This window comes from Nocardiopsis protaetiae (assembly GCF_045446735.1).
Classification (GTDB): Bacteria; Actinomycetota; Actinomycetes; order Streptosporangiales; family Streptosporangiaceae; genus Nocardiopsis; species Nocardiopsis protaetiae.
On the sequence record NZ_JBJJBV010000045.1, the window covers coordinates 1 to 22,330 of the forward strand.

A 22,330-nucleotide genomic window follows, 5' to 3' on the forward strand; every position below is an offset into this window, starting at 1 on the left:
GTCGATTTTTTTCTGTGGATAACCGTGCTCGGGGGCGCGGCGGGCGCCCCCGGCCGGGATCAGTCCCGGCCGCCCTCCGCGGGGGGCAGCTCGATGTCGGCCTTGGTGATCTCCTCGACGTTGACGTCCTTGAACGTCACGACGCGGACGTTGCGGACGAACCGCGCGGGCCGGTACATGTCCCAGACCCAGGCGTCCTCCATCACGACCTCGAAGTACATCTCCCCGTTCTCGGTGGAACGCGGCTGCAGGTCGACGTGGTTGGTCAGGTAGAACCGCCGCTCGGTCTCCACGACGTAGCCGAACAGCCCCACGACGTCCCGGTACTCGCGATAGAGCTGAAGCTCCATCTCGGCCTCGTACTTCTCCAGGTCCTCAGAACTCATCCACGTGCTCGCTTTCGTCTGCAGTCTCCGGCCGGGGTGTCCGGTTCCTCCCTGCTATCCACACGTTGTCGGCCTTCACGCTGTTCCCAACGGGGGGAGGCCCGGGGACGTTCCACGCGAGACCCACACGGTCTGAGATCCATCATGCGTCACGGAACGGACTTTCGTGCCCGGACGAGAGGATTTCCTCGGATGGATCGCACCACCCCGCCCCCGCGGCCGCCCCCGCCGTCCCGCGCCGCCCGGTCAGGCGTCGTCGTCCAGTCGCGCGAAGGTCTCCGGGACCCCCAGGCCGCCGGCCTGGTCGAAGGGCCAGATGATGACGAACGCCCGCCCGACCACATGGTCGATGGGCACCGCCCCGCCCCCGGGGTTGCCCTGGTTGCGCCGGGAGTCGGAGGAGATCGACCGGTGGTCGCCCATCACCCACACGTGCCCCTCGGGCACGGTGACCGGGCCGAACTCCTCGTGCGAGGCCAGGCTGCCCGGGTAGAGGTAGTCCTCCTCGTCCAGGACAACGCCGTTGACCGTGAGCTTCTGCTCGTCGCAGCACTCCACCACGTCACCGGGCAGGCCGATGACCCGCTTGATGTACTCCTTGCCGGTGGGCGCCGCGCCCAGCTGCTGCTGCACCCAGGTGAAGCCGCGCGCGATCGGGTTGGTCGGCTCGGGGATCACCACGGTGTTGGGGTCGTCCCACGACCCGTCGCCGTTGAAGACCACGACCTCGCCGCGCTGAATGTCGCGGACCTGGTAGACGACCTTGTTGACAAGTACGCGATCGCCGACCAGCAGGGTGTTCTCCATCGACCCGGAGGGGATGTAGAAGGCCTGCATCACCCAGGTCCTGATCACGAACGCCAGTACCAGGGCGATCGCGATGAGGATGGGCAGTTCCTTCCAGAACGACCCCTGCTTGTCCTTGCTCATCGACTCGTCCGCCTTCTCCTCCGCCTCGGTGTCCTCGGCGTCGGAGACAACACCGGCTCCCGAGTCCTGGTCGGACTCGGGAGCCGATGGGGAGCCGTGCTCCTGCGGGCCGGGCCGGGCGGAATCCTCGTCCTGAACCCCGTCCGCGCCGAGGTCCCTGTCGTCTGTGTTCATCGTGCCGAAGCTTATACCGCGCGGGAAAACCGCGGGCGCGACTCCGGAGAGGAATCAGGCGACTACTGGCCGACGGGCTCGCGGCGCTCGCGGATGCGGGCGGCCTTGCCGCGCAGGTCGCGCAGGTAGTACAGCTTGGCGCGACGCACGCGACCGCGGGCGGCGACCTCGTACTTCTCGATCGCCGGGGTGTGGATCGGGAAGGTCCGCTCCACGCCGACGCCGTAGCTCACCTTGCGGATGGTGAAGGTCTCGCGGTTGCCGGAGCCCTGGCGGCGGATGACAACGCCCTTGAAGACCTGGACACGGGTACGGGTGCCCTCGGTCACGCGCACGTGAACGTTGAGGGTGTCACCGGGGCGGAACTCCGGGACGTCGGAACGCAGCTGGGCCTTCTCCAGCTCCTGAATGGCGGTGTGCATCTGAATCCTCATCAATAGCGCGCCGCGTCCCACCCCGCCGCTCGAAACGTGCGGGGGTGCGCGGGCGATGGCCCGTAAGGGTCTGACTGTCGAACCGCCCGGGTGACCGACACAGAGGCCGACGTCGTACCGCCGGCATGCGGATGCCTAAGGGTCACCAGGGGGGAACCCACCCAGTTTGCCACATCCCGGGAAGCGCGCCGAACCCCCTGCTCAGGTGGCCCCGGGTAGATCCGCCCCCGGCACACCCGTCCCGGGCGCATCCGCCCCGGCCACCCCGGCCGCATCCGCCTTGGCCGCCTCCACCTCGGCCAGGACCTCCCGGTCCCGCCGGTCCAGGAACTCCGCGGGCATCGCGGCCACCAGGTCGGGACGGTTGCGCGCGGTCTTGCGCAGCGCCTCGTCGCGCCGCCAGCGGTCGACCGCGCCGTGGTTGCCCGACAGCAGGACCGGCGGGACCTCGCGCTCGCGCCACACGGCGGGCTTGGTGTAGATCGGCCCCTCGACCAGGTTCTCCATGCCGCCGGAGGCGAACGAGTCCTGCACCGCGGACTCCCGGTTGCCCAGCACCCCGGGCAGCAGGCGGGTGATCGCCTCGACCATGACCAGCGTCGCCGACTCCCCGCCGTTGAGCACGTAGTCGCCGATGCTGATCTCCTCGACGGGCATCCGCTCGGCGGCGTCCTGGGCGACCCGGGAGTCGATGCCCTCGTAGCGGCCGCAGCCGAACACGAGGTGTCCCTCCCCGGCCAGCCGTTCGGCGTCGGCCTGCCGGAAGGGGCGGCCGCTGGGGGTGGGCAGGATGAGCCGGGCGGGCGCGTCGCCGACCACGGCGTCCAGGGCCTCGCCCCACGGCTCGGGCTTCATCACCATGCCGGGGCCGCCGCCGTAGGGGGTGTCGTCCACGGTGTTGTGGCGGTCGTGGGTCCACGAGCGCAGGTCGTGGACGTGCACGTCGAGCAGCCCGGAGGTGCGCGCCTTGCCGATGAGGGAGAGCTCCAGCGGCGCGAAGTAGTCGGGGAAGATGCTGATGATGTCGATGCGCACGGCGCGTCCTTCAGTCGGCTCAGGAGGCTCGGTCGGCCCGGGAGGCTCAGGCGGCCCGGTCGGCTCAGTCGGCGAGGTCGAGCAGCCCGGGGGGCGGGTCCAGGACGATGCGGCCGCCGGCCACGTCCACCTCGGGGACCAGCTCGGCGACGAACGGGACGAGCACCTCGCGCCCGCCCGGAGCGGCCAGCACCAGCACGTCCTGGGCGTGGTGGAGCACGTCGTCCACCGTCCCGACCTCCTCGCCGTCGGTGGTGACGGCGGTCAGGCCGATGAGCTCGTGGTCGTGGAACTCGTCGGGGTCGCCGGTGGGCCCGAGGTCCTCGGAGTCGATGAGCAGGGTGATCCCGCGCAGTTCCTCGGCCGCGGTGCGGTCGGCGACGCCCTTGAAGCGCACCAGCAGGCGGCCGCTGTGCACGCGCACCGCGCCGATGGTCAGCGGGCCGACACCGGCCCGGTCGGTCTCCAGGGCGGAGCCGACGAAGAACCGCTCCTCGGGTGTGTCGGTGCGCACGTCGATGGCGACGTCACCGCGGATACCGTGGGCGCGGCCGATGCGGCCGACCACCAAACGCATGGGGACTCCGTCCTCCCTCCCGCCCTCGCGCGGGTACCGGGAAACCAGGGGAAACAGGCGAAACAGTCAGGGAACCGGCACCACGGGTGCCGGAGGGAACCGCGGGAGGACCACGGGAAGACAGCGGTGAGACCACGGGAAAAGAACGTGCCCGGGACCTCTCAAGGCCCCGGGCACGGCTGCGGGGGCGCCGACCGAGATCGGCGCCCCCGCAAGGCGCGTCAGCGCACTTCGTTCAGGTCCAGCAGATCGACGCGGACGTAGCGGCCGCCGGCCAGCGCTCCGATGACGGTGCGCAGGGCCTTGGCGGTGCGTCCGTTACGGCCGATCACCTTGCCGAGGTCGTCGGGGTGCACCCGGACCTCCAGGACTTTGCCCTTGCGGAGTCGTTTGACCCGCACCTGGACATCGTCGGTGTTAGCAACGATCCCCTTCACGAGGTGCTCAAGCGCCTCTTCCAGCACGTCAGGCCTCGCCCTCGGACTTCTCGGCCTCAGCGGTCTCCTCGGCGGGCTTCTCCGCCTTCTTCTTCGGAGCGGCGGTCTTCTTCTCGGCGCCCGGGAGCACGAGCTCCTTCAGAGCGGCCTGGAAGGCGGCCTCCTTGGCCTCCGGGTCCTTGGCCTCGGCGACCTTCAGCGGGGCCGGCGCGGCCAGACCCTTGAACTTCTGCCAGTCGCCGGTCTTGCGCAGGAGGACCTTGACCGCGTCGGAGGGCTGGGCGCCCACGCCGAGCCAGTACTGGACCCGCTCGGAGTCGACCTGGATCAGGCTCGGGTGCTCCTTGGGGTGGTACTTGCCGATCTCCTCGATCGCCTTGCCGTCACGCTTGGTGCGGGAGTCGGCGACGACGATGCGGTACTGGGGCGTACGGATCTTGCCCATACGCTTGAGCTTCAGTTTGACAGCCACTGGAGTGGTCTTCTCCCGATTAACGGTTGAGGCGCCCGGTGGGGCGGCCACGTGGGGTTGTGGAACCCACCGGAACAGACGTGGGCGGAGGGCTAGTTAGAGGGCCGGCCCGCCACCGTTAGTCGACTACTCATTGTGCCAGACACCCACGGGTTCCTTGGACAACCCGGCGGCGTGGTCTACTTCTCAGGCAGCTTGAAGTCGGACAGGTCGGGCATGTTCGGCATTCCGCCGCCGCCGAACGCGGGCGGCAGCTGCGGCTGCTTGCCGCCGCCGAAGCCCGGGGGCAGCTGGGGCTGGGCGTTCTCCTGCTGCTCCTTGCGGCGCTGCTGGCGCTCCAGCTCCTGCTGGCGGGCCTTCATCGGGTTGCCGCTGCGCTGCTTGCCCTTCTTCTTCTGCTGGGCCTTGGCCTTCTTGCGGGCGCCCGCGCCGCCACCGCCCATGCCGGGCATGCCGGGGATCCCGGGCATGCCGCCGTTCTTCATCTTGCGCATGACCTTCTGCGCCTCGAAGAACCGGGTGACGAGGCTGTTGACGTCGCCGACCTGGGTGCCCGAACCGTTGGCGATGCGCAGGCGGCGCGAACCGTTGATCATCTTGGGGTTGGCGCGCTCGCCGGGCGTCATCGACTGGATGATCGCCTGGAGGCGGTCCAGGGCCTTGTCGTCGATGTTGTCGATCTGGTCGCGCATCTGGCCCATGCCGGGCATCATGCCGAGCAGGTTGCCGATGGGGCCGAGCTTGCGGACCATCATCATCTGCTGGAGGAAGTCGTCCAGCGTGAAGTCCTCGTCCGACGCCATGGTCGAGGCCATCTTCTGGACCTCGGCCTCGTCGAACGTGCGCTGCGCCTGCTCGATGAGCGTGAGCACGTCACCCATGTCCAGGATGCGCGAGGCCATCCGGTCCGGGTGGAACAGGTCGAAGTCGTCCAGCTTCTCGCCGGTGGAGGCGAACATGATGGGACGGCCGGTGATGTGCCGGATCGACAGCGCGGCACCGCCGCGCGCGTCGCCGTCGAGCTTGGTGAGGGCGACCGCGTCGTAGCCGACCCCGTCCAGGAAGGCCTGGGCGGTGTTGACGGCGTCCTGGCCGATCATCGCGTCGACGACGAAGATGATCTCGTCGGGCGAGACGGCGTCGCGGATGTCCGCGGCCTGCCGCATCATCTCGGTGTCGACACCGAGGCGGCCCGCGGTGTCGATGATGACGATGTTGTGGTTGTTGCGCTCGGCGAACTCGATGGACCGGCGGGCGACCTCGACCGGGTCGCCGACGCCGTTGCCGGGCTCGGGCGCGAAGACGGGGGTGCCGGCGCGCTCGCCGACGACCTGGAGCTGGGTGACCGCGTTGGGGCGCTGGAGGTCGGCGGCGACCAGCAGCGGCGTGTTGCGCTGGGCGCCCAGCCACTTGGCGAGCTTGCCCGCCAGGGTGGTCTTACCGGCACCCTGCAGGCCCGCCAGCATGATGACGGTGGGCGGGTTCTTGGCGTAGCGGATCTGGCGGGTCTCGCCGCCGAGGACCTCGATGAGCTCCTCGTTGACGATCTTGATGACCTGCTGGGCCGGGTTGAGGGCCTTGGAGACCTCCTCGCCCCGGGAGCGCTCCTTGATCCGCGCGATGAAGTCGCGGACCACGGGCAGGGCGACGTCCGCCTCCAACAGCGCGAGACGGATCTCCCGCGCGGTCGCGTTGATGTCCTCTTCGGACAGGCGCCCCTTGCCCCGCAGCTGGGAGAAGACCGATGTCAGCCGGTCGGAAAGCGTCTCGAACACGAGTGTGGCCAGTCCTTCGTCTCGGAATTGGTCTCTAAGCCTACCCGGACCTCATCACACGGGCGGAAACCCGTCGGGGCGGCCGGAACTGGGAGGAGGGGCCGGGAAAACCCCGGCCCCTCCCCGTATGTCCGAACGACGGGCTAGTTGCCGCCCTCGTCCTCTTCGCTCGCCCCGTCGGTGGGCTCGCCGCCGCCGGAGAGGGTGGACTCGCGCTGCTCGTTCAGCGCCTCCAGCATGCTCTCCTGCTGCCCGCCGGGCAGGCCCCGGGTGCTCAGGGTGGCGTTGCCGTCGATCGTGTACGTCTGCTGGGTCTGGCTGACGATGTTGTAGTCGGCGCTGCACGACAGGTCCAGCGTGCCGCCCGCCTCCAGGTTCCCGCTGTCGTTGCAGGTCTGCTCACCGATCTCGGAGTTGCTGAAGGTCACGTCCATGCGGACGGCGACCGTGCCGCTGCCGGTCCCGGCGGAGTCGCGGACGGTGCCCGACCAGGTGCAGTTGGGGCCGTCCGAGCAGGTCATGTCGGCCTGGCCGTCCCAGCCGACCTCGATGCGCGCGTCGCGTGAGGAGCCGAGCTCGTCCGTGGTGGTGGTGATGACCCCGTCGTAGAGCGTCTCGACGGCGGCCGTGTCGGCCTCGGCCAGGTCCAGGCGCACCTGCGGGCCGCTCTCCGCCTCGGGGGCCACGAGCTCCTCGATGGCGATGCGCTTGACCTGGCCGCTCTCGGCGTCGATCCACATCTGGTTGCGCTCGCCGGCCAGGTCGATGCGGTGGGTGAGGGTGCCGTCCAGGTTCTCCTCGACGGCCTCGTCCGACTCCAGCTCGATGCCGCCGAGGATCTCGGCGAGGACCGGCGGCGCGAGCACGGCGCTGGGGTTGATCCCGGCCTGCGCGGTGGAGGCGCGCACCCAGTTGCCGCCGAACTCGTCGAAGTCGGGGGCGAAGACGCCCTGGTCGAGCCAGAAGTCCTCCAGCGCCCGGATGAAGATCCGCCCGTCGGCGCTGATGACCTCGGCCTCGATGCTGCCGGAGCGGATGGTGCCGCTGGCGGTGCCGCCGTCGGCGACGGTGAGCGCGACGTCGCGCACGTCGGCGCCCACGCTCTCGGCCGCCTGGCCGGTGGCGACCAGGCCCTGGTAGGCGGCGAGGTCGGTGAGCGCCTGCTCCACCAGGGGCGCGGCGGCCACGGGCTCGGCGGGTTCGGGGCTGGGCTCCTCGCCGCCGCCGGGGCGCAGGTTGCTCAGGTCGATGGAGCATCCGGCCAGGCCGAGCACGACCGTCGCACCCGCCGCGGCGAGCACGGTGCGCCCGCCCCTGCGAAGCCTGTTGTGAATGACCGGCGCCATCTTGCCTCCTGACCCCGCTGCGCGGGGCACGTACGAATCAGCGTGGTTTCTTCCGGGAGTCCGGTCGGGGTGCGCCCCCTCGACCCGCTCGTCCCCTGGGATGCGCCTGCACGCCCCCGGGTTCGGGTCGGCGTGGGCGTTTCGCGCGATCCGGCCGTGCGACCGGCCCCGACACGGCCTCGGCGGTGTCCGGTGCCCCGACCGCACCGCCACGCAAGGGTATCGAACCACGGCACAGGGCACGGCCAACATCGGGTATGAATGCGCCCATATGCGGCAGATGCGGTGATTCCGTAGAAGCGGCGGCCCCGTGAACGACGACGGGGCCGACGGGGATCACTCCCCGCCGGCCCCTGGGTCACCTCACCGCGTCAGCGGCGCAAGACCCCTGGCCTCAACGTTGAAGACTAGGCCTTGGCCTGCGATGAGGCCGGCTCCCCGCCCGGAGGCGTCGGCGAGGAGACCGCTTCGGCCTCCAGCTCGTCCAGCTCATCGAAGGCGTAGGCCGACTCGGCGTGCAGCTCGTGGTCGAGCCCGTTGGTCTCGACCTCCTCGGGGATGCGGAACCCGACGATGAGGTCGATGACCTTGCCGATGATGAAGGTGACGACGAAGGAGTAGAGCAGGACGCCGACGACCGAGATGGCCTGGACGGCGAGGAGGCCGATGCCGCCCCCGTAGAAGAGGCCGTTGCCGGCGCCGCCGGCGAGGTCGGAGGCCAGGAAGCCCAGGGCCAGGCAGCCGATGATGCCGCCGACCATGTGGATGCCGACCACGTCCAGGGCGTCGTCGTACTTGAACTTGAACTTCCAGCTGATGGCGTAGGCGCAGATGGCACCGGCGAGCAGGCCGAGGATGATCGCGCCGACCGGGGTGACGTTGGCGGCCGACGGGGTGATCGCGACCAGGCCCGCGATGGCGCCGGAGGCGAAGCCCAGCGCGCTGACCTTGCCGTAGCGGATGCGCTCGACGAGCATCCAGGCGGCGGTGGCGGCGGCGGTGGCGACCTGGGTGTTGACCAGGGCCAGGCCGGCGGTGGTGTCGGCGGCGTAGGCGGAGCCGGCGTTGAAGCCGAACCAGCCGAACCACAGCAGCGAGGCGCCCAGCAGGACGAACGGCAGGTTGTGCGGGCGCATGGACTCCGAGCCGAAGCCCTTGCGGCGGCCGAGCACGAAGGTCAGGGCCAGCGCGGCGGCGCCGGAGTTGATGTGGACCGCGGTACCGCCGGCGAAGTCGATGACCTCGTAGCCGCCGATGCTCAGGTTGCCGATCCAGCCGCTGCCCCAGACCCAGTGGGCGACGGGGAAGTAGACCAGCAGGGCCCACAGCGGGGCGAACAGCAGCCAGGCGCCGAACTTGGCCCGGTCGGCGATGGCGCCGCTGATCAGGGCGACGGTGATGATCGCGAACATCATCTGGAAGCCCGCGTCGACCAGGAGCGGGTAGCCGCCCTCGGCGTCGACCTCACCGATCAGGGAGGTGAGGCCGATGTAGTCGAAGCCGCCGATGAACATGTCGAAGGCGCCGAAGCCCTCGGAGTAGGTCAGGGAGTGACCGACCAGGACCCAGAGCATGCTGATGACGGCGATGCTGGCGAAGCTCATCAGCATCATGTTCAGGACGCTCTTGGCCCGCGACATGCCTCCGTAGAAGAAGGCCAGGCCCGGTGTCATGAGCATCACGAGCGCTGCACTGGTCAACAGCCAGGCTGTCGTGCCGGTGTCAATCATTACGTCGCCTCCATAGGACGGACGGGGGATTGTCTGTGAGGGCGGCAGTCAGCGAGCGCATCATCGGGCCCGATGCAGATCACCACGCAGGCAACTGTCCGACCGGGGTGTTTCTCGGTGGCGCCCGACGTGTTGCACCGGGGTAAAAGGACAGCCAGCCGTGTTAAGGAACCGTGAACAGACCCCCCGCAAGCGACCAATGCACGTGCATCGGCGCAGACCGAACGCCCCCACCTCGACTGTGAGCGATATTCCCTTCACCCAAGGTGACATCTCACGGCGATAACGGAGTCATTGCCAGGAAGTCACCGTCCCGTGTAACACCGGAATTTCCATCGCATGACGTAGGTCACAGAACGTCCGCGCACCGCCTGTGCGCCGACCCGCACACGCCGACGGCCGGCCCTCCCGTAGGAAGGACCGGCCGTCTCGGGGGCTCTGCTCTCAGCCGAGGATCGCGTCCACGAACACCTCGGGGTCGAACGGCGCCAGGTCGTCGGGCCCCTCGCCCAGGCCGACCAGCTTGACCGGCACGCCCAGCTCCCGCTGGACCTGCACGATGATGCCGCCCTTGGCGGTGCCGTCCAGCTTGGTGAGCGCGATGCCGGTCACGTTGACCACCTCGGCGAACACCCGCGCCTGGCGCAGGCCGTTCTGGCCGGTGGTGGCGTCCAGCACCAGCAGCACCTCGTCCACCTGGGACTTCTTCTCCACCACCCGCTTGACCTTGCCGAGCTCGTCCATCAGGCCCGTCTTGGTGTGCAGGCGCCCGGCGGTGTCGATGATGACGGTGTCGACGCCGTCGTCGATGCCGCGGGCCACGGCGTCGAAGGCCACGCTGGCCGGGTCGGCGCCCTCCTCCTTGCGCACGACCGGCGCGCCCACCCGCGAGCCCCAGGTCTGGAGCTGTTCGCTGGCGGCGGCGCGGAAGGTGTCGGCGGCGCCCAGGACGACCGTGCGGCCGTCGCCCACCAGCACCCGGGCCAGCTTGCCGGTGGTGGTGGTCTTCCCGGTGCCGTTGACGCCGACGACCATGATGACCGCGGGGCGGTCGCCGTGCGGCGCGGTGCGCACCTCGCGGTCGGCGTCGGTGCGGATCTGGGCGAGCAGCTCCTCGCGCAGCAGGGCGCGGACCTCGTCGTGGTCGCGGGTCCCCAGCACCTTGACCTTGGTGCGCAGGTTCTCCACGATCTGCGTGGCGGAGGTGACGCCGATGTCGGCGGTGATGAGGGTGTCCTCGATCTCCTCCCAGGCGTCCTCGTCCAGCGAGGAGGAGGACAGGAGGTTGAGCAGCCCCTGGCCCAGGGTGCTCTGCGACCGGGCGAGCCGGGCGCGCAGCCGGACCATGCGCCCGGCCGAGGGCGGGGGCGTCTCCAGTTCGGGTTCGGCGGGGGCCGGGGGCGCGGTCGCCCCCGCCGGAGGTGCCTGGGCGGGTGGGAGGAGGTCGGCGCCGCCGTCCTTCTCCCGGTCCTCCGGGGCGGTGGGCTTGGGCTCCCGGGTGACCTCGGGGGCGGTGTCCTCCTCACCCGGCGCGACCGAACGCCGGGTCCTGACCAGGAAGAATCCGCCGACGGCCGCGAGCACGAGGACGATGGCAAGACCTGCGTACAAGTAGATTTCCATAGCCCGCCCAGTCTCCCAGAGTGTTCGACGCGTTCGCATCACGCCGGGGTGGCGTGCCGGGAACGAACCGGTGACCGGGGACGGCCCCGCTCGGGCGGAAGGGGCGGCCCCGCTCAGACGGAGCGGTGGCGGGTGGTGCGCAGGATCAGCACGAAGAACGGCGCGCCCAGGAACGCGGTGACCACCCCGATGGGCAGTTCGGCCGGGGCCACCACGGTGCGCGCGACGATGTCGACGGCGACCAGGAAGGCCGCGCCGACGATCATGGTGACCGGCAGGATCGCCCGGTAGCTCGACCCCACCAGGCGGCGCACGATGTGCGGCACCACGATGCCGACGAACCCGATGAGCCCGCTCACCGACACCGCGGCGGCGGTGGCCAGCGACGCGGCGGAGATCACGATGATCCGCACCACGGCCGGGTCGAGCCCCAGGCTGACCGCCTTGTCGTCGCCCAGCGCGAGCATGTCGAGCAGGTGCCCGCACACCAGCAGGACGAGCATCCCGACCACGGCGTAGGGGGCGATCAGGCGCACGTCGTCCCAGCCGCCCCGGCCCAGGCCGCCCAGCAGCCAGGCGTAAATGCGCTGGAGCTGGTCGGTGCCCATCTGCTGGACGAACGTCTGCACCGCCGACAGGAACGAGGACACCGCCACCCCGGCCAGGACGAGCGCGGCGGTGCCGCCCCCGCCCGCGGTGGCGCCGAGCAGGTAGGCGGCGGCGACCCCGACCAGGGCCCCGGCGAACGCGGCCACCGGCACCAGCGCCCGCGGCGCGTCGCTGATCTGGCTCCCGAAGACGATGACGGCGGTGGCGCCCAGCCCGGCCCCGGCTGCGGCCCCCAGCAGGTAGGGGTCGGCCAGCGGGTTGCGGAAGACGCCCTGGTAGGCGGCGCCCGCGGTGGCCAGCAGGGCGCCGACGACGGCGCCCATGACCACCCGGGGCAGCCGGAGTTCGACCAGCAGGGCCGCCTGCCGCTCGGTGAGCGGTGACTCCACGTCGAGCGGCAGGAGGCTCAGCAGGTGCAGGACGATGTCGGCGGCGGACAGGGAGGCCGCTCCCGCGGAGATCCCGAAGAGGACGGCCGCGGCCAGCACGACCAGGCCGCCCGCACCCCAGCCGAGGGGGACACCGACGACGCCCTTGGGCATTACTTGTCCGCGTTCTCTAGGACGGAGTCTCCGACGAGCCGCGCGAAGTCGACCACGCGCGGTCCCCAGCGGGAGGCGATGTCGGCGTCGAGCAGGTAGACGGCGTCGTTCCGCACGGCGGTGACGGTGTCGAAGGCGGGGCGCTCGGCGACGGCCGCGACGGCGTCGTCGTCACCGTAGGACAGGTAGATCAGGTCGGGGTTCGCCTCGACGATGTACTCCTGCGAGAGCTGCGGGTAGCCCCCGGCGGCGCCGTCCTCGTCGGCCGCGTCGGCGATGTTGACCAGGCCGAACGAGGAGTAGATCTGGCCGACGAAAGTGGCGGAGGTGGCGGTGAAGGGGGTCTCGTCGAGCTCCTGGTAGAAGGTCAGCCCGCTGTCGCCCGCCTCGGCGCAGACCTCTTCGACCACCTTGGTGAACTCGGTCTCGACCCGGGTCGCCTCGATGTCGGCGTCCTCGCTGTGGCCGGTGGCGTCGCCCAGCAGGCGCAGCTGGGCGTAGGTGTCCTCCAGGGTGGCGGCGGCCGGCAGCACGAGGGTGGGGATGTCGACCTCGGCGAGCTGCCCGGCGACCTCGATGCTGCTGTCGGACATGACGACCAGGTCGGGGTCGTACTCGGTGACGGCCTCCACGCTGGGCGTGAACCCGCTCAGGTCGGTGGTGGGGGCCTCGGCCGGGTGATTGGAGTACTCGTCCGCGGCCTCGACCAGGTCGCCCGCGCCGACGGCGAAGAGCATCTCGGTGTGGGTCGGGGAGAGGGAGACGATGCGCTCGGGCGCGGCCTCCAGGGTGACCTCGCCGGTGGCGTCGGTGAGCGTGACCGGGAAGGTGCCGTCGCCGACGGTGGGGCGGTCGGGGTCGGCCGCGGGCGGCGCACAGGTCGCGGCCGCGGTGCCGGCGCCCGGCTCGGCGGACTCGGCGGGCTCGGGCTCCTCGCCTGAGGTGCCGCAGGCGGTGAGGGCGAGCGTCGCGCCCAGCAGGACGACGGGAAGTCGGTGTGCGATCCGCACGGTGCTCCTTGGGGAACCGGGGGAAGGGGAGCAACCTTGGCGGAGGACTGCCTGTCCCTCCCACGAGGACGGTGTCGTGCGGTGTCGGTAAGGCGACCCGGCTCGTCCCCGCCGGGGCGGGGCTTCACGGTTGCGGGGCAGCGCCGGGTTGGGCGGCCGCAGGCGGCCGCGGTACCGGACTTCGCTTCGTCGACACCGGCCGGTCGCCCGTGTGCGGGGCGGATCGGCCCTCCCACTGTACTGGTCGGCGCCCGGCGGTGACCGGCCGGGTGCGCACCGCGCACACCGCGCCCACCTGGGCCTTCCCCGCGAACACCCGGAAAAAGGGAACCCGGTACCAGAATTCTGGCCCACAGAAATTCGGATGAAAGGGATTTTTCATCCTATTTCTCACCATGTGCCACACACGTCACGTGGGAGCGTTTTCACCCTTCGTGTGGCCAGATTGAGTCTTGGCGAACATTGACACAGAGATGGCACACAGCAATGATCTCGTTGCTATGCGCGCCATTTAACCGAGTAAGGACTTGACGCGGTGTATAGCCCCAACCGTGTACTCCCGTACCCCCACGGGCTGTCCCGCCACCATTCCCCCGGCGTCCCGAGGCGCGCGCAGAGAAGGGATGTGTTGACAAGGTGGCACCCCACCGTAAACACCTGGCGTCGCTCGCCGGGCTGACCCTGCTGGCGGGACTCGTCTCCGCCGCCCCGGCGGGAGCCGACGAGATCTCGGAGCTCGCGCCCCTGCACCCCGTTCCCACCCCCGAGGACGGCGAACTCGTCCACCAGGCGAACGGCCTGTGGTTCATCGAGCTGGAGAGCCCGCCCACCACCCAGGGCACCTCCGCGGCGAAGGTCGACGCCGAACAGGACGATTTCCGCACCGAGGCCGAGGAATTCGGCCTGGAGTACGACGAACGCCACTCCTTCACCGACCTGTGGAACGGCTTCTCCGTCGAGATGGACGACGCGCAGATCAGCACCGCGCGCTCCATCCCCGGCGTCCAGGCCATCTACCCCGTCGTCACCTATGAGATCCCCGAGGCGGACGAGAACGTCCCCGACCTCGACACCGCGCTCCCCATGACCGGCGCCGACATCGCCCAGAACGAGCTCGGCCTGACCGGCGAGGGCGTCCGGGTCGCCATCATGGACACCGGCGTCGACTACACCCACCCCGACCTGGGCGGCGGCGGCTTCCCCAACGACCGCGTGGTCGCCGGGTACGACTTCGTCGGCGACGACTTCAACGCCCAGGACCCGAACGCCGTCCCGGCCCCCGACGAGGACCCCCAGGACTGCAACGGCCACGGCACCCACGTCGCCGGCATCGTCGGCGCCGAGGGCGAGGTCACCGGTGTGGCCCCCGACGTCGTGTTCGGCGCCTACAAGGTGTTCGGCTGCGCCGGCTCCACCACCTCCGACATCATGGTCGCCGCCATGGAGCAGGCCCTGGCCGACGACATGGACGTGCTCAACATGAGCATCGGCTCCTCCCACTCCTGGCCGCAGTACCCGACCGCCACCGCCTCCGACAACCTGGTCGACCAGGGCATGGTCGTGGTCGCCTCCATCGGCAACGAGGGCGCCACCGGCCTGTACTCGGCGGGCGCGCCCGGCCTGGGCGAGCACGTCATCGGCGTCGCGTCCTTCGACAACACCCACGTCCAGAGCGTCTCCGCGGTGGCCAACCCCAGCGGCCAGGCCGTCGCCTACATGAACATGGGCGGGGCGGCCGAGCCCCCCACCTCCGGTGAGACCGACCCGCTCGCGGCGGCCGGCCGGGCCTGCACCGCCCTGGGCGACACCGTCGGCGACCTGACGGGCAAGACCGCGCTCGTCATCCGCGGCGACTGCACCTTCGTCGAGAAGTACGACGCCGCCGTCGACGCGGGTGCCACCGGCGTCGTCGTCTACAACAACGTCCCCGGCCTGTTCGCGGGCGGCGGCATCGTGGACCGCGGCGCGTTCTCCGTCGGCGTCGCCAACGACTCCGGCCTGCACCTGCTCGAACTGCTGGAGGGCGACGAGCCCGTCACCCTGAGCTGGAGCGACGAGGTCATCACCGTTCCCAACCCGACCGGCGGCCTGATCAGCAACTTCAGCTCCTACGGCCTGGCCGCCGACCTGGCCGTCAAGCCGGACATCGGCGCCCCGGGCGGTCTGATCAACTCGACCTACCCGGTCGCCAAGGGCAGCTACGCCACCATCAGCGGCACCTCGATGTCGTCGCCGCACGTGGCGGGCGGCGTGGCCCTGCTGCTACAGGCCCGCCCCGACCTGGACGCGCACGAGGTGCGCACCGTCCTGCAGAACAGCGCCGACCCCAAGGCCTGGTGGGGCAACCCCGGCCTCGGCCTCCTGGACAACGTCCACCGCCAGGGCGCGGGCATGCTCGACATCCCGGGCTCGGTGCTGGCCGCCTCAACGGTCACCCCGGGCAAGCTGTCCCTGGGCGCGACCGAGGGTCCGACCACGGCGACCGTCACCATCACCAACGACGGTGACGACGAGGCCGTCTACGAGCTGTCCCACGAGGCCGCGCTGGGCACCCACGGGAACACCTTCGCGCCGAGCTTCAACGACGGCTTCGCCGGCGTGGCGTTCGACTCCGACAAGGTGACCGTCGCCGCGGGCGCCTCCGTGGACGTCCAGGTCACCGTGACCCCGCCCGCCCGCGACTACACGCAGATGATCTACGGCGGGTACGTGGTGGTGTCCCAGGCCGACGGCGAGACCTTCCGGGTCCCCTACGCCGCCTACAACGGGAACTACCAGGAGATCACCGCGGTCACCCCGACCGACAGCGGGCTGCCCTGGCTGACCTCGATCACCGCCTGCACCGCGTTCAACGGCCTGGAGTGCGCCTCCGGCGGCTCCTTCCAGAACCGCGCCGACGGCGGGACCTACACCCTGGAGTGGGTGGACGGCCTGCCCGACGTGCCGTACATCATCGCCCACCTGGACCACCACGTCTCCAAGCTGGAGCTGGTGATCATCGACAACCGGACCGGCCGCCCGGTCCACCCGCGCAACAACATCGCGGTGTCGGTCGACCACGTCGGCCGCAACGCCACGCCGACCTCGTTCCACAGCTACGTGTGGGACGGCACCTACGTCGACGCGCACGGCAGCGTCAAGGACGTGAAGAACGGCGAGTACCGGCTGGAGCTGCGCGCCCTCAAGGCGCTCGGCGACGCCGGCAACCCCGACCACTGGGAGACCTGGACCTCCCCGGTCATCACCATCGAGCGGGGCTGACCCCTCCCCCGAACGCGGCCGCCCCCTCCCCGGGAGGGGGCGGCCGCTCCCGTGTGCGGGGGTGTCCCCGCCGGGGCGGCCCTCGGGCGAGGCACCCCTCGGGCGGGGCGGATATCAGGCGGGGCGTTCGAGTTTCTGGCTGATGACCTGGGAGATGCCGTCGCCCTGCATGGTGACGCCGTACAGGGCGTCGGCCGACTCCATGGTGCGCTTCTGGTGGGTGATGACGATGAGCTGGGAGGACGCCCGCAGCTCCTCGAAGATCACCAGCAGCCGCTGGAGGTTGGTGTCGTCCAGGGCGGCCTCGACCTCGTCCATCACGTAGAACGGCGACGGGCGGGCCTTGAAGATCGCCGCCAGGAACGCCACCGCGGTCAGCGAGCGCTCGCCGCCCGACAGCAGCGACAGCCGCTTGACCTTCTTGCCGGGCGGGCGGGCCTCCACCTCGATGCCGGTGGTGAGCATGTCGTCGGGGTTCGTGAGCAGCAGCCGCCCGTCGCCGCCCGGGAACAGCCGGCCGAAGATCGCCGAGAACTCGCGCTCCACGTCCAGGTAGGCGGAGGCGAACACCTCCTGCACCCGGGCGTCCACCTCCTGGACGATGTCCATGAGGTCGCGCCGGGTCTTCTTGAGGTCCTCCAGCTGGGCGTTGAGGAAGGCGTGCCGCTCCTCCAGGGCCGCGAACTCCTCCAGCGCCAGCGGGTTGATCTTGCCCAGCTGGTTGAGCTGGCGCTCGGCCGCCTTGGCCCGCTTGAGCTGCACCTCGCGCACGTACGGCACCGGAACGCCGTCCTCGCCCGCGTCGGCGGGTGGCGGCACCGGCACGGTCGGTCCGTACTCGGCGACGAGCGTGGGCACGTCCACGCCCATCTCCTCCATCGCCTTGGTCTCCAGCTGCTCCAGGCGCAGGCGGCGCTCGGCACGGGCCATCTCGCCGCTGTGCGCCGAACCGGTGAGCTTCTCCAGGTCGACGGACAGCTCGCGGACGCGGGCGCGCACGGTGCGCAGCTCGGCGTCGCGCGCCTCCTTGCCCGCCTCGGCGGCGGTCCGCTCGGACTCGGCGGCGGCCAGGGACGCGGCGATGCGCTCCAGTGCCAGGCGGGCGCCCTCGGCGACGGCCTCGGCGAGGGTGGCCTGCGCCCCGCGCAGGGCGCGGCGCTGCGCGGCGCGCTCGGCGGCCCGGCGCTCCTCGGCGGCCTGGGCGAGCAGCTGCTCGGCGCGGCCCGCGACGGCGCGGGCCCGCTCCTCGGCGGTGCGCACCGCCAGGCGGCGCTCCATCTCGGCGGCGCGGGCGCGCGAGGCCTGCGCGGACAGCTCGTCGCGCACCTCGGGGTCGGGGGCCTCCTCCTCCAGGGAGGCGGCCATCTCCTCGGCCTCGGCGTGCCGCTCCTCCAGGCGGGCCAGCTTCTCGACGTCCTCGGTGCGGGCGGCGGCGGCCTTGGCGGCCGCGGCGGCGTACCGCGCGGACTCGGCCTCGGCGGAGCGGGCCTGCCCGCCGAGCTTGCCCAGGCGCTGGGCGGTCTCGTTGCGCTTGCGCTCGCCCTGGCGGCGGCGGGCGGTCAGCTCCTGGACCCGGGCGGACAGCTCGGCGCGTTCGGCCTTGGCCGCGTCCAGCTCCTCGGCGGCGGTGGCCGCGGCCTCGGTGGCGGCCTCCAGTTTGGCGGCGGCCTCGTCGACGGCGGCCTGGACCTCCAGCAGGCTGGGCGCGGCGGCCGAGCCGCCGTGGGCCAGCGCCCCGGCCAGGACGTCGCCGTCGGGGGTGACGGCGCGCACGCCGGGCAGCTTGGCGACCAGGTCGCGGGCGGCGGCCAGGTCGGCGGCGAGCAGCACCCGGTCCAGCAGCGCGGTGACCGGCCCGGACAGGTGCTCGGGGGCGGTGACCGCGTCCACGGCGTAGCGGACGCCGGGCGGGGGCTGGGGCCAGTCCGCGCGCGGCACGGCGGGCACGGCCCCGGCGATGACGATCCCGGCCCGGCCCGCGTCCTCGGCGCGCAGCAGTTCGAGGGCGGCCACGGCGGTGTCGGGGTCGGCGACCGCGACGGCCCCGGCGGCCGCGCCCAGGGCGGCGGCCACGGCGGCCTCCCGGCCGGGCTCCACCTGGACCAGGGCGGCCAGCGAGCCGAGCAGTCCGGGCAGGTCGGAGCCGAGCAGGGCGGCGGCGCCGTCCCTGCCGGCCAGCCCGAGTTCGAGGGCCTCCTTGCGGGCGGCCAGCGCGGCCCGCTCGCCCTCGGCGGAGCGCTCGGCGTCGCGCAGCCGGTTCAGCTCGGACTCGACCGCGGCCAGCGCGGCGGCGGCCTCCTCCTGGGCGGCGTCCATCTCGGCGTCGCCCTCGTCGAGCCCGGCCGCCTCCTCGGCTGCCATCTCGTACTCGGCCTGGGCCTGCTCGGCGCGTTCGGCGGCCTGGGCGGCGGCCTCCTCCAGCCGGGTGATCTCGGCCTCGCCGGAGGACAGGCGGCCGCGCAGCCCCTCGACGCCCGCCGACAGGCGGACCAGCTGCTCGCGGCGCTCGGCGGCGGCCCGGCCGGCCGCCTCCAGCCGCTTCTCCTCGCGGTACAGGGCGTCCTCGGCGGCGCTGCGCTCGGTGACGGCGGTCTCCAGGACCTCGCGGGCCTCGTCCAGCCGGGCGAGCAGCTCCTCCTCCTGGGCGGCGGCCTCCTCGGCCTCCATCTCCAGTTCTTCGGGGTCGCGCCGGTGGGCGGGCTCGTCGCCGACGGCGGCGAGGTTGCGGAAGCGTTCGGCGGCCAGTCCGCGCACGGCGTCCAGGCGCTCGGTGAGCCGGGACAGCGCGTGATAGGTCTCGGTGGCGCGGGCCAGGGCGGGGGCGGCCTCGGCGGCCTGGGCGTCCAGCTCGGACTCGCGCTCCTGGGCCTGGGCGAGGGAGGCCTCCACCGCGGCCCGGCGGCGCAGGACGTCCTTCTCGTCGGCCTCCTCCTTGGCGAGCTGCCCGGTGAGGGTGACGATGTCGTCGGCGAGCAGCCGCAGCCGGGAGTCGCGCAGGTCGGCCTGGATGACGGCGGCCCGGCGGGCCAGCTCGGCCTGGCGGCCCAGCGGCTTGAGCTGGCGGCGCAGCTCGGCGGTGAGGTCGGTGACCCGGTCCAGGTTGCCCTGCATCGCGTTGAGCTTGCGGATCGCCTTCTCTTTGCGCTTGCGGTGCTTGAGGATGCCCGCGGCCTCCTCGATCAGCGAGCGGCGCTCCTCTGGGCCGGCGTGCAGGACGGTGTCGAGCTGGCCCTGGCCGACGATGACGTGCATCTCGCGGCCGATGCCGGAGTCGCTGAGCAGGTCCTGGATGTCGAGGAGGCGGCAGGTGTCGCCGTTGATCGCGTACTCCGAGCCGCCGTTGCGGAACATGGTCCGCTTGATGGTGACCTCGGTGTAGTCGATGGGCAGGGCGCCGTCGGTGTTGTCGATGGTGAGGCTGACCTCGGCGCGGCCCAGCGCGGGGCGGGTGGAGGTCCCCGCGAAGATGACGTCCTCCATCTTGCCGCCGCGCAGCGACTTGGCGCCCTGCTCGCCCATCACCCAGGACAGGGCGTCGACGACGTTGGACTTGCCCGAGCCGTTGGGGCCCACCACACAGGTGATGCCCGGTTCGAAGCGCAGGGTGGTGGCCGACGCGAACGACTTGAAGCCGCGCAGCGTCAGATTCTTCAGATACACCCACACCTCCCGCAGTGGCCACCGAGCGTTCGCGCCGCGGTTCCGTGAGGAGGGGAACGCGGGCCGACCCGTACAAGGGTGCCACGAAGAGGTGACAGGGGTGCGGGGATCGGCGCGGTGTGCCGGTGGGGGACGCGTCGCCGGGCGGAGTGGCTCCGCCCCGCGCGTCGCGTATTCGTACGTTTCCTCCCGGCTTTCACGGGAGGAAAAAGGAGGGGGGATCACCGGCGGACACGGAGGGTTGTGACGGGGTCCGCCGGGTACTAAAGGAAAAGAGGCCGCAATGGAAAAGGAAAGACTGCGGCTCGATGGACTTGTGGATCCGGTGGAAGTCCACCGGCAGGGATTCTAGGGACGCCTGGACGATACTGCGGAACGGCGTCCCCACCCCTGGATTCGAGCGCGGCGTGCGCGGCCGGTCATCACCGGGCGCGGAACACGCGGATCAGGCGAGCGCGGGCTCGCGGTCGGTCGCCGCCGTGACGTCGCTGACCGCCATGTCGAGCTGGTCGTTGCGCGCCTGAAGCCGGCTGACCTCGGCTTCGAGGTCGCGCACCCGCTTCTGAAGCCGTCGCATCTCCTGAACCATACGAGGGTCGGAGCCGCCGACGTGGCCAAACAGAGCCTTCGCCATGATGTGGGTCCTCCACACTGAGTGACCAGTTGTGATTTTGCGCATGCGACACCCCGCGGGATTTGTTTTCCATGACGTGCTGGTTCGCGTTCATGGACGTTGCTTCCACGCGGGTGGAAGTGTTGCGCGGTGTGCCTTCCAGAGTCTCACTAGGCGCGTCACTGGTCAAGATTGGATTACAAACAGTCGGTAACCGCCATGACCCGGAGTGAGAATTCCGGGCAGGTGGTGGTAACACGATACGAAGAGGACCACCCCCGGCTCTGGCCGCAGACGCGCGGGAACGCACGATGATGGCCGCCACACCCCACGAGACCCTGCCACGAGCCTTCGGTTCCGACCGTCGCGGTCGCGGGGTGCGATCGAATCGCGTTACCCGTCCAGGATACTCACCGTTCGACGAAACCGGTGAACGTCCCCCCGATCGGACCCCAACGTTCGACCACAAAGTCCACACGGCCGGGTGTTCCATCGCCCCTGAGGCGTTCAAGAAGCGCCTCGCAGGCCTGCCGGGGACCCTCCGCGACGACCTCGACACGGCCGTCGGCGAGGTTGGTGGCGGCCCCGGTCAGCCCCAGTTCCAGCGCCCGGGCCCGCGTCCACCAGCGGAAACCCACACCCTGGACATGACCGCGCACCCACGCGGTCAGCCGGACGACCTCGTCGTCGCCGCTCATTGACCGTTCCTCTTCCTTACCTTGGGGAGACACTTTCCTCACCGGTCGGTTCTGCGGGCCGTTCGACCCCCCAGAACCCCACCTGCCCCACCCGTCACAGCCCGCCGTCACAGCCCGATCAAGGGGTGCGGCCGGACCGCGCGGCGGGCGGCGGGATCAGGCGGTGCGGGACCGCCGCGGCGGCTTCTGGCAGGAGGGGCAGCTGAACGAGGAGCGGTTCATGAACGACTCCCGCACCAGCGGAGTGGTGCACCGGCCGCACGGCCGGTCCTCCCGCCCGTAGGCGTTGAGGCCCCGGGCGAAGTAGCCGCTCTCGCCGTTGACGTTGACGTACAGCCCGTCGAACGTGGTGCCGCCCACCGCCAGCGCCTCCGTCATCACGTCGCGCACGTGCCCCAGCAGCTCGCCGGCCTGCGCCCGGGTCAGCCCCCGGGTGCCGCGCCGCCCGTGCAGCCCGGCCCGCCACAGCGCCTCGTCGGCGTAGATGTTGCCCACGCCGCTGATCAGCGACTGGTCCAGCAGCGCCCGCTTGACCTCGGTGTCCCTGGCGCGCAGCGCCCGCACGAACTCCTCCGGGACGAACGCGGCGTCCAGCGGGTCCAGGGCGATGTGGTCCACCGCCGCCGGCACGTCCGCCCGCTCCCCCGGCCCGTCCACCATCAGGTGGCCGAAGGTCCGCTGGTCGACGAACCGCAGCTCGTTGCCGTCCGACAGCGGCAGCCGCACCCGCAGGTGCTTCTCGTCCGGCTTGCCCTGCGGCTGGACCAGCAGCTGACCGCTCATCCCCAGGTGCGCCAGGAGCATCGACCCGTCGTCGAGGGTGAGCCACATGTACTTGCCGCGGCGCAGCGCGGCCGTGGGGGTGCGCCCCTCCAGGCGGGCCGCGAAGTCGGCGGGGCCGGGGGCGTGCCTGCGCACGGCGCGCGGGTGCAGGACCTCCACCCCGGCGACGGCGCGTCCCACGGCGTGGTCGGCCAGTCCCCTGCGGACGACCTCGACCTCGGGCAACTCGGGCATC

General features: G+C 71.3%; 18 protein-coding genes. 1 reads left to right on the forward strand and 17 read right to left on the reverse strand.

Translation table 11 applies throughout. From position 1 onward, the window contains the following. Nucleotides 1-59 precede the first annotated feature (59 nt). From ACJOT3_RS09825 to ACJOT3_RS09885, 13 genes are all read right to left on the reverse strand, one after another. Complete coding sequence (locus ACJOT3_RS09825; protein ID WP_073379808.1) at nucleotides 60-386, reverse strand: DUF2469 domain-containing protein; 327 nt, start codon at nucleotides 384-386, stop codon at nucleotides 60-62. Nucleotides 387-632: 246 nt separating this feature from the next. Beyond that, on the reverse strand, nucleotides 633-1,490 hold the full coding sequence (gene lepB, locus ACJOT3_RS09830) for a signal peptidase I (protein WP_406971121.1): 858 nt from the start codon (nucleotides 1,488-1,490) through the stop codon (nucleotides 633-635). A gap of 62 nt (nucleotides 1,491-1,552) precedes the next feature. Beyond that, on the reverse strand, nucleotides 1,553-1,912 hold the full coding sequence (gene rplS / locus ACJOT3_RS09835; RefSeq protein WP_406971123.1) for a 50S ribosomal protein L19: 360 nt from the start codon (nucleotides 1,910-1,912) through the stop codon (nucleotides 1,553-1,555). Between the two features lie 213 nt (nucleotides 1,913-2,125). Then, nucleotides 2,126-2,959 (reverse strand): tRNA (guanosine(37)-N1)-methyltransferase TrmD, encoded by an 834-nt coding sequence (trmD, locus tag ACJOT3_RS09840; protein ID WP_406971125.1) that lies wholly within the window; start codon nucleotides 2,957-2,959, stop codon nucleotides 2,126-2,128. Between the two features lie 64 nt (nucleotides 2,960-3,023). After that, nucleotides 3,024-3,536: a ribosome maturation factor RimM gene (rimM, locus tag ACJOT3_RS09845; RefSeq protein WP_406971127.1), complete on the reverse strand. Its 513-nt coding sequence runs from the start codon at nucleotides 3,534-3,536 to the stop codon at nucleotides 3,024-3,026. A 221-nt stretch (nucleotides 3,537-3,757) separates the two neighbouring features. Further along, nucleotides 3,758-4,000, reverse strand: a complete 243-nt coding sequence (locus tag ACJOT3_RS09850) for an RNA-binding protein (protein WP_073379813.1) — start codon at nucleotides 3,998-4,000, stop codon at nucleotides 3,758-3,760. 1 nt (nucleotide 4,001) lies between these two features. Next, nucleotides 4,002-4,445, reverse strand: a complete 444-nt coding sequence (rpsP, locus tag ACJOT3_RS09855) for a 30S ribosomal protein S16 (protein ID WP_406971129.1) — start codon at nucleotides 4,443-4,445, stop codon at nucleotides 4,002-4,004. 179 nt (nucleotides 4,446-4,624) lie between these two features. Further along, on the reverse strand, nucleotides 4,625-6,220 hold the full coding sequence (gene ffh, locus ACJOT3_RS09860; RefSeq protein ID WP_406971131.1) for a signal recognition particle protein: 1,596 nt from the start codon (nucleotides 6,218-6,220) through the stop codon (nucleotides 4,625-4,627). Between the two features lie 143 nt (nucleotides 6,221-6,363). Beyond that, nucleotides 6,364-7,566: a LolA-like protein gene (locus ACJOT3_RS09865; protein ID WP_406971133.1), complete on the reverse strand. Its 1,203-nt coding sequence runs from the start codon at nucleotides 7,564-7,566 to the stop codon at nucleotides 6,364-6,366. A 407-nt stretch (nucleotides 7,567-7,973) separates the two neighbouring features. Continuing rightward, nucleotides 7,974-9,296 carry an ammonium transporter gene (locus ACJOT3_RS09870; protein WP_406971134.1) on the reverse strand — a complete coding sequence of 441 codons (1,323 nt, stop codon included), beginning with the start codon at nucleotides 9,294-9,296 and terminating at the stop codon, nucleotides 7,974-7,976. A 444-nt stretch (nucleotides 9,297-9,740) separates the two neighbouring features. Continuing rightward, nucleotides 9,741-10,919, reverse strand: a complete 1,179-nt coding sequence (gene ftsY, locus ACJOT3_RS09875; RefSeq protein WP_406971135.1) for a signal recognition particle-docking protein FtsY — start codon at nucleotides 10,917-10,919, stop codon at nucleotides 9,741-9,743. A gap of 113 nt (nucleotides 10,920-11,032) precedes the next feature. Next, nucleotides 11,033-12,070: a FecCD family ABC transporter permease gene (locus ACJOT3_RS09880; protein ID WP_406971137.1), complete on the reverse strand. Its 1,038-nt coding sequence runs from the start codon at nucleotides 12,068-12,070 to the stop codon at nucleotides 11,033-11,035. Next, nucleotides 12,070-13,080, reverse strand: a complete 1,011-nt coding sequence (locus tag ACJOT3_RS09885) for an ABC transporter substrate-binding protein (RefSeq protein ID WP_406971139.1) — start codon at nucleotides 13,078-13,080, stop codon at nucleotides 12,070-12,072. The genes ACJOT3_RS09880 and ACJOT3_RS09885 overlap by 1 nt, the downstream gene beginning before the upstream one ends. 636 nt (nucleotides 13,081-13,716) lie before the next feature. Between ACJOT3_RS09885 and ACJOT3_RS09890 the strand changes: the two genes are divergently transcribed. Beyond that, a complete protein-coding gene (locus ACJOT3_RS09890) occupies nucleotides 13,717-16,341 on the forward strand; it encodes a S8 family serine peptidase (protein ID WP_406971141.1) in 2,625 nt (874 codons plus the stop codon). A gap of 114 nt (nucleotides 16,342-16,455) precedes the next feature. On the opposite strand, the gene smc is transcribed toward ACJOT3_RS09890, so the two are convergent. From smc to mutM, 4 genes are all read right to left on the reverse strand, one after another. Next, nucleotides 16,456-20,001, reverse strand: coding sequence for a chromosome segregation protein SMC (smc, locus tag ACJOT3_RS09895; RefSeq protein ID WP_406971143.1), 3,546 nt, complete (start codon nucleotides 19,999-20,001; stop codon nucleotides 16,456-16,458). A 445-nt stretch (nucleotides 20,002-20,446) separates the two neighbouring features. Next, complete coding sequence (locus ACJOT3_RS09900) at nucleotides 20,447-20,635, reverse strand: hypothetical protein (RefSeq protein WP_406971145.1); 189 nt, start codon at nucleotides 20,633-20,635, stop codon at nucleotides 20,447-20,449. Between the two features lie 389 nt (nucleotides 20,636-21,024). Next, nucleotides 21,025-21,312: an acylphosphatase gene (locus ACJOT3_RS09905; protein ID WP_406971147.1), complete on the reverse strand. Its 288-nt coding sequence runs from the start codon at nucleotides 21,310-21,312 to the stop codon at nucleotides 21,025-21,027. A 156-nt stretch (nucleotides 21,313-21,468) separates the two neighbouring features. Further along, entirely contained in the window at nucleotides 21,469-22,329 is an 861-nt protein-coding gene (mutM, locus tag ACJOT3_RS09910) for a bifunctional DNA-formamidopyrimidine glycosylase/DNA-(apurinic or apyrimidinic site) lyase (protein ID WP_406971149.1), read from the reverse strand. Nucleotide 22,330 lies beyond the last annotated feature (1 nt).

Excerpts from the sequence above, each read along its gene's own strand:
- rplS (WP_406971123.1), bottom strand. The coding sequence starts at position 1,912 with ATGCACACCGCCATTCAGGAGCTGGAGAAGGCCCAGCTGCGTTCCGAC.
- ACJOT3_RS09870 (WP_406971134.1), bottom strand. The coding sequence starts at position 9,296 with ATGATTGACACCGGCACGACAGCCTGGCTGTTGACCAGTGCAGCGCTC.
- mutM (WP_406971149.1), bottom strand. The coding sequence starts at position 22,329 with ATGCCCGAGTTGCCCGAGGTCGAGGTCGTCCGCAGGGGACTGGCCGAC.
- lepB (WP_406971121.1), bottom strand. The coding sequence starts at position 1,490 with ATGAACACAGACGACAGGGACCTCGGCGCGGACGGGGTTCAGGACGAG.
- ACJOT3_RS09865 (WP_406971133.1), bottom strand. The coding sequence starts at position 7,566 with ATGGCGCCGGTCATTCACAACAGGCTTCGCAGGGGCGGGCGCACCGTG.
- ACJOT3_RS09880 (WP_406971137.1), bottom strand. The coding sequence starts at position 12,070 with ATGCCCAAGGGCGTCGTCGGTGTCCCCCTCGGCTGGGGTGCGGGCGGC.
- ACJOT3_RS09905 (WP_406971147.1), bottom strand. The coding sequence starts at position 21,312 with ATGAGCGGCGACGACGAGGTCGTCCGGCTGACCGCGTGGGTGCGCGGT.
- ACJOT3_RS09825 (WP_073379808.1), bottom strand. The coding sequence starts at position 386 with ATGAGTTCTGAGGACCTGGAGAAGTACGAGGCCGAGATGGAGCTTCAG.
- ftsY (WP_406971135.1), bottom strand. The coding sequence starts at position 10,919 with ATGGAAATCTACTTGTACGCAGGTCTTGCCATCGTCCTCGTGCTCGCG.
- rimM (WP_406971127.1), bottom strand. The coding sequence starts at position 3,536 with ATGCGTTTGGTGGTCGGCCGCATCGGCCGCGCCCACGGTATCCGCGGT.
- ACJOT3_RS09900 (WP_406971145.1), bottom strand. The coding sequence starts at position 20,635 with ATGGCGAAGGCTCTGTTTGGCCACGTCGGCGGCTCCGACCCTCGTATG.